The 11,573-nt window shown below is 49.2% G+C and carries 9 protein-coding genes; 7 read left to right on the top strand and 2 right to left on the bottom strand.

Annotated features, from left to right (window positions below):
* Nucleotides 1-243 precede the first annotated feature (243 nt).
* The 6 genes from DCW36_RS09640 to DCW36_RS09615 all read left to right on the top strand — a co-directional run bounded on the left by DCW36_RS09640 (nt 244) and on the right by DCW36_RS09615 (nt 6,595).
* On the top strand, nt 244-894 hold the full coding sequence (locus tag DCW36_RS09640; protein ID WP_114783184.1) for a DsbA family protein: 651 nt from the start codon (nt 244-246) through the stop codon (nt 892-894).
* Nucleotides 895-1,336: 442 nt separating this feature from the next.
* Entirely contained in the window at nt 1,337-1,696 is a 360-nt protein-coding gene (locus DCW36_RS09635; protein ID WP_114783183.1) for a DUF1801 domain-containing protein, read from the top strand.
* 448 nt (nt 1,697-2,144) lie between these two features.
* Entirely contained in the window at nt 2,145-2,828 is a 684-nt protein-coding gene (locus DCW36_RS09630; protein ID WP_114783182.1) for a response regulator transcription factor, read from the top strand.
* Nucleotides 2,825-4,216 (top strand): HAMP domain-containing sensor histidine kinase, encoded by a 1,392-nt coding sequence (locus DCW36_RS09625; protein ID WP_114783181.1) that lies wholly within the window; start codon nt 2,825-2,827, stop codon nt 4,214-4,216. The genes DCW36_RS09630 and DCW36_RS09625 overlap by 4 nt, the downstream gene beginning before the upstream one ends.
* A 149-nt stretch (nt 4,217-4,365) precedes the next feature.
* The gene (locus DCW36_RS09620) at nt 4,366-5,937 is read left to right on the top strand and encodes a SulP family inorganic anion transporter (protein ID WP_114783180.1); all 1,572 of its coding nucleotides are present in this window, start codon (nt 4,366-4,368) and stop codon (nt 5,935-5,937) included.
* 25 nt (nt 5,938-5,962) lie between these two features.
* Nucleotides 5,963-6,595 carry a carbonic anhydrase gene (locus DCW36_RS09615; RefSeq protein ID WP_114783179.1) on the top strand — a complete coding sequence of 211 codons (633 nt, stop codon included), beginning with the start codon at nt 5,963-5,965 and terminating at the stop codon, nt 6,593-6,595.
* 200 nt (nt 6,596-6,795) lie between these two features.
* Here DCW36_RS09615 and DCW36_RS09610 read toward each other — a convergent pair whose 3' ends face one another.
* On the bottom strand, nt 6,796-7,665 hold the full coding sequence (locus DCW36_RS09610; protein ID WP_114783178.1) for an SWFGD domain-containing protein: 870 nt from the start codon (nt 7,663-7,665) through the stop codon (nt 6,796-6,798).
* A gap of 762 nt (nt 7,666-8,427) precedes the next feature.
* On the opposite strand from DCW36_RS09610, the gene DCW36_RS09605 reads away from it, so the two are divergent.
* Complete coding sequence (locus DCW36_RS09605) at nt 8,428-8,829, top strand: hypothetical protein (RefSeq protein ID WP_125185457.1); 402 nt, start codon at nt 8,428-8,430, stop codon at nt 8,827-8,829.
* A 65-nt stretch (nt 8,830-8,894) separates the two neighbouring features.
* Here DCW36_RS09605 and DCW36_RS09600 read toward each other — a convergent pair whose 3' ends face one another.
* A complete protein-coding gene (locus DCW36_RS09600; protein WP_114783176.1) occupies nt 8,895-11,345 on the bottom strand; it encodes a type IA DNA topoisomerase in 2,451 nt (816 codons plus the stop codon).
* Nucleotides 11,346-11,573: the final 228 nt, after the last annotated feature.

Genomic DNA, 11,573 nt, shown 5'->3' with positions numbered 1-11,573 from the left:
TTTTCAGCCATTGAAGTACGGTAGTAGCTGTGGTGGCAGGAGCAGCAGAATTCCGGAACGTGCAGCGGCTGTGGTGGCAGGGGCAGTAAAGGTTGGGCCGGTGGTTTTAAGTGTAATTGATCCACGTCAGCGAATCATGCAATACAGGCGATAGCCGCGTGCGAAGAACTTCTTGGATATTTCTGATAAAACTCAACCTGTAGCCAAAAAAATGCGATAAACAGCAAAAAACACTCGTGCATTATGACACATGTTCCCCATCCACCCACCTTACTGTATGTTACCAATCCGATGTGTGCGTGGTGCTATGGCTTTACCTATGTGGTGCGCCGGTTAAAGGCACTCTGGCACGGAAGGCTGCAGGTGCGAGTGCTGCTGGGGGATTTTCAGGCATATGCTACCGAGCCGTTGCAGCAGGACACAAAGGAGCGGCTAGCCGTGAGCTGGCACCGGGTGCAGCAGCGCACCAGCCTGCCCTTCGATTACAGGTTCTTTCTCGAAAAATCGTTTGTGTATAAAACAGAACCGGCCTGCCGGGCCTTGCTGGCGATGCGGCTACTGCGGCCTGTGCTGTCGCTGGAGGTGCTGCGTGCCCTGCACTCTGCTTTTTACGCCGATGGCCTGGATATTACCAAACCGGAGAACCTGGTAAAAGTGACGCGCCTTTTTGGTATTTCGGATAACCTGTTCATGACGCTCTACGAAGCAGACGAAATTATGGAGCAGCTCGAAGAGGAGTTCCAGTTTGTAGAGCAGATTGGCGCCACCAGCTTCCCGTGTGTTTATTTTGAAGGGCCGGAAGGGCCGGAGCTGCTGACGAAAGGCTACTGTGACCTTGATGAGCTGGAAGAACGGCTCCTGCAGCGCCTGGAAGTAAACAATTATACCGCTTAATAAAGCGTTAAACAAGCCTGACAGCTGACGGAGCTTTCGTTCACCGCCGTACCCACCTGTTATTCCTGCTTCAAGCACTCCAAACTATTTACTGCAGCAGCCACCACACCCGCTGCACCTGCTTGCCGTTTTCTTCGGGCAGTTAGCCGCCGTTGCGGCAAAATCTTTTTTCAAAACATCAATCCTGGTAAAACAGGGAGGGGAATGTTGATCCTCTCTTTGTACTAATTTACAGAAAAGGCAGCCATGCGATAAACAGACTCAATTTTTACTTTCATTATTTGTAGTCCTACCCCCCTCCACAGTACTGTTACTAAAAAGTTGCATGCTTCGGCTCAATTTCGGCTGCGTGTATAGCGGTTGGATAAACTTTTTGTTTAAATATTAGTAAATGAATATATTTATGGGGTAAAGCATTTTTTGTTTACAGAACAACAAAACCATGAGAGCTAAAGCCACTACCAACCAGGTTGACGAGTACCTTGACAAGTTAACCGTGGACAAGCAAATGTTAGGACGTGAGATCAGGCGCATCATTCAGAGCACGGTCTCACACCTGGAAGAAACCTACCGCTGGAACAATCCCTGTTACTTTTTTTACGGCCCGGTCTGCTATTTTGCCTCTTCCCGAAACGGGCTTCATTTCGGATTTTTCCGGGGGAAAGAACTAACCGATCCGCATAAGCGACTTGTAAGCCGAAACGGGCAGTATCCGCACATTAAAGTGAAGTGCCTGGATGATATTGATGAAACCTATTTTGCCAGGCTGCTGAAAGAAGCCGTTACCCTGAACCAGAATTAACACGGCACGTGCTGTTCTTTTTCGGCACCCCAGTACGGGTGTCTTCAGTTTCCGGGTTTTTATACTGATGCTGTGGTTGCTGAAGGCTGCATAGAATATTGCCTGCCCTGGTAACCGCAACCCTTCACCCGTGACAGCTACAGCATCTGATTTACTTTTTACTAATCCTGTTTCAGAGCCCGCGTGCGGGTACTGGATAGTCTTTGTTAACCCGCTTGGTGGTGCCGCAGGAACAGGCGCATGTTCAACAGGCATCCTGGTAGCTTTAGTCCGGGCCTGCTGCATTTCCCAAAGCCGTTCCTGGTAGTTGATCTTCTGCCCGTTGCCGCTTTGATGCCTCTTTCATTTTCCTTCCTGTCGTTTCTAAACAACTTCGTACCTTTGTTTATACTGCTACGGCGCTAACAGGTAACGTTCCTGGCGGTGCTTCTGCAATTTCCATCGCATCATGAAAATTTTACTTGTTGAGGACGAACCCAAAGTAGCGGCCTTTATCAAAAAAGGGCTTGAAGAGCAGGCATATGACGTAGACCAGGCCTACGACGGGCTGTTCGGCGTGAAGCTTGCCCTGCAGAACGACTATGACCTGGTGATACTGGACATTATCCTGCCAACTATGAACGGGCTGGACGCATGCAGGCAGATTCGAAAGCATAATCCTGCTGTCGCTATCCTGATGCTTACCGCCCTGGGCACCACCGACGATAAAATTACCGGGCTGGATGCAGGCGCAGACGATTACCTGACAAAACCCTTTGAATTTAAAGAACTGCTGGCCCGCATCCGGGCGCTCACCCGCCGCCACACCGACAGCAGCAACAACGAAAAGCTGGTACTGGCCGACCTGGAGATGAATCTGGCGGATAAAACCGTAACAAGGTCCGGAAAACCTGTTGCCCTAACCGCCCGGGAGTTTGCCTTGTTGTATTACCTGCTCCGCAACAAAGGCCGGGTTGTGTCGCGCGTGGATATTATCGAAAATGTGTGGGAGACGTCTTTTGATACTGGAAGCAATATTATTGATGTGTACATCAACTTTCTGCGGAAAAAAGTGGACAAAGGCTATCCTGTCAAACTGATTCATACGCTGGTGGGCATGGGGTATGTACTAAAAGAAGGTAGCGGCTTATGAAAATCAGGACCAGGCTGACCTTGCAGTTTGCCGTCATTTTTGCCATTATCCTTATCCTGTTCTCCCTGGTTATCTATTTTTTTAATTCGCTTTACCGGAAGGATGACTTTTTTAAACGGATCGAGAAAAGAGCCCATATTATTTCGCATTATGTACTCGATGATGATGAAATAGGGGAGCAGGAAGCGCATGAGACCATGATCAGTTACTATCATGCACTGCCTTTTGAGGTGGTACGCGTTTACAGGTCTACCGGGGAACTGGTTTTTGCGGATGGGGATGGCGACCTGCATGTGAGCCAGAACCTGCTGGAAAAGGTGCGACAGCGCAAAAAAGTTGCTTTTGAGCAGGGGGACCGGCAGGTAGTGGGTATGACCTTTACCGATAACGAAGGTGATTTTGTGGTATTTTCCTCTTCCGTGGATGCTTACAGCCTCCGGAAGCTCCAGTACCTGCGGCTTATCCTGATAGGTGGTTTCCTGGGATCGATGGTGGTGGTGGTAGTAGCAGGCTGGGCTTTTGCCAAGGAAGCGTTGCGGCCCATTACCAATGTGGTGAACGAAGTGCAAAAAATTAATGCCACAGACCTGGACAAACGCCTGAGCAATGCGGAAGGAAATGACGAGTTGTCGTTCCTGGCGCAAACATTTAACCAGCTGCTCGACCGCCTGGAGCACGCCTTCGAAATGCAGCGGACGTTTGTATCCAATGCCTCGCATGAGCTGCGCACGCCTTTAACCGCCATGACGGGAGAACTGGAAGTAGCGCTGATGAAAGACCGGGAGCCGCAGGAATACAGGCGCGTGCTCAAATCAACCCTGGAAGAGGCGCGTCTGCTGACGGAGCTTTCGAACGGGCTGCTGCAGATAGCACAGGCCAGTGTAGACCCTTCCAAAATTCAGAAAACCTACCTGCGCTTCGATGAACTGCTCTGGCAGGCCAAAGACCAGGCACTGAAACGCCAGCCCGAAGCCCGTTTTGATATCAGTTTTGCCAATTTCCCGGATGATGAAGACCGCCTTGTGGTGAAAGGAAACGAGGCGCTTTTACTTGTAGCCATTGTAAACGTGCTGGAAAATGCCGTCAAGTTTTCGAGCGCAGGGCAGCACGTTTCGGTGCTGCTAGCCGTGGATGAGCGTAATGTGGTGCTGCAGGTACAGGACAGCGGCCTGGGCATTGCCGAAGAAGATTTAAAACATGTGTTCGTTCCTTTTTTCAGGGCCGGAAATGTGCGCAGCATAACCGGCCACGGTATTGGCCTGCCGCTCGCAGAACGCATCCTGAAACTGCACCGCGGCACCATAAACCTTCATTCTAAGCTAAATAGAGGTACAGAGGTGACCATTGCCCTGCCGCAGGCCTACGGATTTATTCCTACCCGGTTATGATTTTAATCTCATTTTAATTTCGTTTTAATACAGTTTTAATGTTGCAGCTCTACCTTACAAAATATTTGGATGTTGGAACAAGCTTTTCTTTTGTTATCAACTCCTTTTAAAGCCAAAGAAACGCAGCTATTACATTATTAAAACATTTTATGAAAGACAGATTAAATCATCCCAATTACCTGGCTCACCTCGGAAGAGACATTCCGGCTGGCCTGGTTGTGTTCCTGGTAGCGCTTCCGCTCTGCCTTGGTATTTCGCTTGCATCGGGCGCGCCGCTGTTTGCCGGTATCATTACCGGTATCGTAGGTGGCCTTGTTGTTTCCTGGCTGAGTGGCTCGCAACTTAGCGTGAGCGGTCCTGCTGCCGGGCTTACCGTAATCGTGTTGAATGGCATACATACGCTACAGTCGTACGAGGCTTTCCTGCTGGCGGTTGTGCTGGCCGGTGTGATTCAGGTGGCGCTTGGCTTTATCAAAGCCGGGGTTATCGGGCTGTATTTTCCTTCGTCTGTCATTAAAGGGATGCTGGCTGCTATTGGCCTTATCCTGATCCTGAAGCAGATTCCGCATTTTATCGGTGCCGACGACGACTTCTTCGGTGAAATGAATTTCTTTCAGCCGGATGGAAGAACTACTTTTTCGGAACTGACGCATGCTTTTTCTGCCATTAACCAGGGCGCCCTTATCATTGGTGTGATCTCGCTGCTCATTCTCATCCTGTGGGACAACGATAGGTTAAAGCGCATTAAATTTTTCAGGCTGGTTCCGGGAGCGCTGATTGTTGTGCTTGCCTCCATAGCCATCAATGCCTTTTTCCTGGGCGCTATGCCGGAACTGGGTATTACGGGCCGACACCTGGTAAACCTTCCCATATTTAACAGCCTTAGCGACCTCGGTGGCGAGTTGCGTCACCCGGATTTCAGCCAGTTTACAAATCCATCGCTGTATGTGGTGGCGTTTACCATTGCCATTATTGCCAGCCTGGAAACCTTGCTGAGCGTGGAAGCGGTCGACAAACTGGACCCGCACAAACGCCGCACCCATACCAACCGGGAACTCTTAGCGCAGGGTGCCGGTAATGTGGTGGCAGGAATGATTGGCGGTATCCCGATGACGGCGGTAATTGTAAGGAGCTCGGCTAACGTAGCGGCAGGCGGCGAAACTAAGGTTTCCAGCTTTGTGCATGGCATATTCCTGCTGCTGTCGGTGCTGCTCCTCTCCAGTTTCATGAACCAGATTCCGTTATCGGCTTTAGCCGCTGTGTTGCTGGTGGTGGGTTACAAACTGACCAAGCCTGTGTTGTACAAGGCGCAGCTGAAACTGGGGTACGAGCAGTTCATTCCGTTCATCGTAACAATTGTAGCCATCCTTTTCACCGATCTGCTGATTGGTATCTGCGTGGGCCTGTCTGTTGGAATATTCTTTATCCTGAAAGCAAATTACAAGTCGCCTTACTTCTATCATAAAGAAGAGCACCAGGAAAAGGAGGTTATCCGCCTGAAACTCAGCGAGCATGTTTCTTTTCTGAACAAAGCCAGTGTGATTATTACGCTGGATCAAATACCGGAAAACAGCCACGTGATCATTGATGGTGAAAATTCGCAGTATATCGACTACGATGTGCTGGAGGCCATACAGGAGTTTAAGAAAACCGCACATGAACGCGACATTACCGTGGAAGTGCGTAATGTAAAAGAAGTGCAGGTAATGGAAATGCACTAAGCGCAGCCATCTGAAGAAAATAAATATGCAGCGAATACTGGAAAACAATAAAAAATGGGTCACGCAAAAGCGCAACGAAGACCCGGAGTATTTTAACAAACTGGCCTTAGGGCAGGAGCCCCGCTACCTGTTTATTGGCTGCTCCGACAGCCGGGTGCCGGCAAACGAAATATCGGGCACGGGCCCGGGCGAAATGTTTGTGCATCGTAACATCGCCAACATGGTGGTGCATACGGATATGAACCTGCTATCGGTGCTGCAGTATGCCGTGGAGGTGCTAAAAGTAAAGGTGATTATTGTTTGCGGCCACTACGGGTGTGGGGGAGTGGCAGCTGCTGCCAGCAACAAACAATACGGCCTGATCGATAACTGGCTCCGGAACATAAAAGATGTGATGCGCCTGCACGAGCGCGAGATGCTCAACATATTTGATGAAGAGGAGCGCCTGCGTCGCCTGGTGGAGCTGAATGTGATTGAGCAGGTACATAATCTCTCCAAAACATCTATTATTCAGAATGCCATGCGCTCCGATGATCCGCCAAAGTTGTATGGCCTGGTTTACGATATCAAAGAAGGTTTGCTCAAAGACCTGAAAGTAGATGTGGAAGGGTTTAAGCGCTATGAGCACATTTACAATGTGCTTGAAAAAACGCATTAGCAGCAGCATTCTGTTACGGCCCTGAGCAGCAGTGGCTGTGGTGGCAGCTGCAGCATAAAAAAATAGCCTTTGCAGAGGCGCAAAAAAAAGTCCCGGCGTTACAGCACCGGGACTTTTTATTTATTTAAACTCGTTGTCAGCTTCTGCGCCGGGCAAGCTGTTTAACAGCATACCGGTTCATAAAACTGAGTGAAGGCAACTTACCATTCATAGTCTCTTCTGGAGGAAGAGCCATAAGAGTAGGGAGGGCCACTGTAGGTGTTGCCGAAGCTTGTGCTGCCGGTACGCCTGTAATTGTTGTAATCCCTGTCTTCCTGACGGTCGCGCATTTCATCCATTCTTCTTCTGCGTTCCGCATCTTCATCACCGAACCAGGATTTTACTTCGTCGCCGGCACGATCAAAGAATCCTCTGTCATGCTCATGACGGTCACGATCGAAATCGCGGTCATGGCCGAAGCCCCGGTTACGGTTGTAGTAGTCATTGGAAGTATAGCTGCCTGAAGAGCCATAGGTATTATAGTTTCGGGGCAGCGAGCTTCTGTGGCTGTAGGAGGAGGTATCGTCGTCATCGGTCATTCGATCCCAGGCATTGGAAGCTTTATTTTTGGTACGCTCCCAGGCATTCTCCATTCGGTCGCCGGCACGGTCCCAGGCGTTTTCCATTCTGTCGGTAGTTCTGTCCCAACTGTCGCGGTTGCCATAGCGGTTGGTAGACCTGTAGTCGTTTATGCGGGAACCTGAAGTACCATAGGTGCTGCCTGTTCCGTAGCCGCTGCTACCATAGTTAGAAGTGTTTCCCCAGTTGGAAGAACCTGTTCCGTATGTGCCTCTGGAAGTACCTAAATTAGAATGGCCATAGGTAGAAGCATTGCCATGACCGGAAGAAGAAAAAGTATCACGGCCAGTTCCAAATTCTCCTGAGGAGTATCTGTTTCTGTCGTGCGCCCCGCGAATGCGGTTGCTATTTATATCAAATTCGCCAGAATAATAGTTTCGTGAAGAACCTTTGCTTTGGGTTCTGTCATTGTCATTGTACGGGTTGTAACCCGAATTCTCATAGCTTCTCATAGGTCTTATATTTAATGAAACATTGTTTTTATTCCTGAAGACTTAAGCAGATACTTTAAATCTTCATCCTTTTAAGTACGGGTTCTAAGTGCTTAAGTTATCCTGGCGTGCGGCGCTTGGGTACCTGCTCCGGGCTCATACTGCTCACTGGAAAGCTTTTACATCCTGTACCGGAAAAAAATGAATCAGCCAACCCGCTTCATGCGAAGAGTATGTGTGGAAAAATATTACGTTTCAAATAATTTATGTGGCATTAGCTACAGAAATGGCTGCAACAGGTGGAAAAACAGGTGTATAATTGTATTTTATTGATTTAACTGTAAACAATATTATGATGTGATGTGAATTTATTAAACCGGAAAGTGAATATTTTAAAATGTATTAGGTTCTTCTTGTATATTTTGAAAATGTTTAAAATTTGAGCAGATTGGCAGCTTTGTAAGCATTATTATTTTTGCAAGCGTGTCTTAAATTAAAAGTTTGAGCAAAAAAGTGCAAATAAAATAAGGTTACAATTTTTTTCTGTAAATGGAATTATATAGCTTGCTGCTGCGTTTGAAGAAAATAAGCCGGAAATTATATAGCCGGGAGTTAATCAGGAATAATTATTAAACTGAAACTGAAACGCTTCTTAAGTTATATGATTATAAATCAGTTACTTAAAATAAATTGTACCGGCGATTCGTTTGTTTAACAAAACTTAAAGCTTTTGAATCAACAACTTAATTTTTAGTCAGAAACAACTTTTAGCCAAATAATTTTATGAAATTGAAATCAATCTTAGCCACAATGCTTGCGGTTGTGATGTTAACTTCTTGCGAGGATATCTTTGAAGATGGCATGAAACCAGATGGCTCAAAACCTTATGTAACAGTAAATGCACCAACGGCCAATCATTCTTTCACGAAAGCAAATGGTGTAGCAGTTAGTCTTTCAGTTGTTGACAAAGATGATGTGAAAGACCTGATTGTGCAGATCAGTGATTTGAACGGTGAAGCGCCGATTGTGGATTTCACGAAGCACTTCAACAAGAATGTGGCGATCCTGGACACCCTGGTTGCACAGAACCAGCTTATGCCAGGTTCTTACAAGCTTTCGATTACTGCAAAAGACAAGCGTTCTAATGTACAAAAACAAGAGATTACTTTCAAAGTAAAAGAGTAATCGAAGCTATTCTTAAACACAAAAAGACCCGGCAGCTAACACAGGCTGCCGGGTCTTTTTGTGTATCAGCTAAACTGGAACACCACCTGCCCGTTTTCATTTATGGCCAGCGCCGCATCGAACGCATTGCCGGTTTTGGCCGATGTAAATCCTTTTATTTTGCCGGTCTTGCCTTTGAGTAACAAAGTAGCAATTTGCTTATCGGTTAATTTTTTACCGCCCATCTCGAAAGGCACCACAAAGCGGCAGCCTTCCCGGAAGCGGCTGCACCCATAGGCTGCTTTGCCTTTGAGCAGGCGCCCCTGCCTGCAGCTCGGGCATTGGGCGAACGGATCGGCTTCGGGTTCTTTTTCTGCTTTTGTAAAGAGCAGCTGGTTTTGCGCATCAAACGAAACAACAGCATCAAACGCTTCGCCGTTTTCAGCTTTGAAACCTTTTATCACGCCGGTCTTGCCTTTGCTCAGCAGCGTACTCACCTGCTTGTCGGTTAGCTGTTTGCCGTGTTGCTCAAACGGTATAACAAAATGACAGCCTTCCTTGAACCGGATACAGCCGTAGGCTTTGGAGCCTTTCACGATGTGGCCTTGCTGGCAGGAAGGGCAGGAGCCAAGGCCGTTGGTGCCGGTTGAAGCAGCAGCAGTGGCTGTGGTGGCAGGAGCAGCAGATTTTTTTTGTGACTTTGCCTGTTCCTGCGGGGCCTGTGGCTCCAGTGAAACGGTGGCTTTGTCGTATTTTACTTCCTGCACCAGCGCTACCACGAACTGCTGCAACTCCTGCAGAAAAGCATCGGAGGCGAAGGCGCCGCTTTCGATCTGCCGCAGCTTCCGTTCCCACTGCCCCGTCATTTCCGCCGACATGAGCGTGGGGTTCCGGATAACGCCAATCAGGTCGATGCCCATTTGTGTGGGCACGATTTTCTTTTTGTCTTTGCGGATGTACTGGCGCTTGAACAGCGTTTCGATAATGGCGGCGCGTGTGGAAGGGCGACCAATGCCGTTTTCCTTCAACGCCTCTTTCAGCTCGTCGTCTTCTACCTGCCTGCCGGCTGTTTCCATGGCACGCAGCAGCGTGGCTTCGGTATATTCCTTGGGCGGGTTGGTCATCTTCTTGTCCAGCAGCGGCTCGTGCGGACCGTGTTCGCCCTGCTCGAAGTTAGGCAGTACGCCGGCTGCCACATCATCGTCTTTTCCTTCACCTTCCTTGCCGCCTGTTGGCTCTGTTTTTACGTCTTCGGCACCATAAATCACGCGCCAGCCCGGCTCCAGGATCTGCTTGCCCCGCACCCGGAACATGTAGCCTGCTGAGGCTGCCAGTACGGTGGTGTTGCTCACGATACAGTCGGGGTAGAAAGCAGCAATGAAGCGTTTGGTGATAATATCGTATACCTGCGCTTCGCGCCCGTATAGGTTGCCTGCAGCGGCGCCGGTCGGGATGATGGCGTGGTGGTCGGTTACTTTGTTGTTGTTGAAAATCTTTTTCGACTTCCGGATTTTACTTTGCAGCAGCGGCGCTACCTCGTTCTGGTAATTGCTGAGGCCCTGCAGGATGCCCGGAATTTTCGGGTAAATATCGTCAGGCAGAAACACCGTATCCACACGCGGGTAGGAAACTACCTTTTTCTCGTAGAGGCTCTGCACCGTTTTCAGCGTCTCGTCGGCCGACATGGCCAGCTTATTGTTGCACTCAATCTGCAGCGAGGTCAGGTCGAAGAGTTTGGGTGGGCTTTCGGTGCCTTTCTTTATTTCGACGTCTGTGATGGTGAGTTCAGCACCCTTAATGGCCTCCAGTATTTTCAGCGCTTCTTCTTCTTTCTGGAAACGGCCGTTGGTGCTTGAGAAGGTGGTGTCGCGGTAAATGGTTTTGAGCTCCCAGTAGGGCTGCGGCACGAAGTTCTGTATTTCGTGGTGGCGGTTCACGATCATGGCCAGCGTGGGCGTCTGCACGCGGCCAATGGAAAGCACCTGCTTCCCCTGCGCATACTTGAGCGTGAAAAGGCGCGTCGCGTTCAGGCCCAGCAGCCAGTCGCCGATGGCGCGGCTTTTCCCGGCCTGGTAGAGGGAATCGAACTCGGAGCCGTCGCGGAGGTTGGCAAAGCCCTGGCGAATGGCGTCTTCGGTAAGCGACGAAATCCAGAGGCGCTTGAACGGGCGGCGGTATTTGGCTTCCGTCAGCACCCAGCGCTGGATTACTTCCCCTTCCTGGCCGGCATCACCGCAGTTGATCACTTCCTCGGCCTGTTGCAGGAGTCGCTCGATAATTTTGAACTGCTTCTGCACACCGCTTTCGTTCATGAGCTTGATGCCGTATTTTTCGGGCAGCATGGGCAGGTCGTAGAGGCTCCAGCGCTTCCATTCCGGTTTGTAATCGTCCGGTTCGCGCAAGGTGCAGAAGTGCCCGAAGGTCCAGGTAACCTGGTAGCCGTTGCCTTCGAAGTAGCCGTCCTTCTTCGTTTTGGCGCCAATTACCTGGGCAATCTCACGGGCTACACTGGGTTTCTCTGCAATACAGACTTTCACGTTTGAGCGGGTTTGTTCAACATCTACAAGAATCAAAATTACAGCTTTTCGGGCGGATTTCCGAATGGAGCGACTGTGGTGGCTGGTGCAGAAAGCTGTAGCAGGTGGGTTAGCTAAACCCGGCAGGTTTTTAAAACATTGTTGTCCGAAACCTTAGCCAGAAAGAATAAGCTGGTCGAGTAGTTTAGGATTTCCTTTGCAAAGAATTACAATATCTCTGATAATATC

The organism is Botryobacter ruber (genome assembly GCF_003347595.2).
Taxonomy (GTDB): Bacteria; Bacteroidota; Bacteroidia; order Cytophagales; family Hymenobacteraceae; genus Pontibacter; species Pontibacter ruber_A.
The sequence above is the reverse complement of the archived record's forward strand: the minus strand, read 5'-3'. Positions and strand labels throughout refer to the sequence as shown.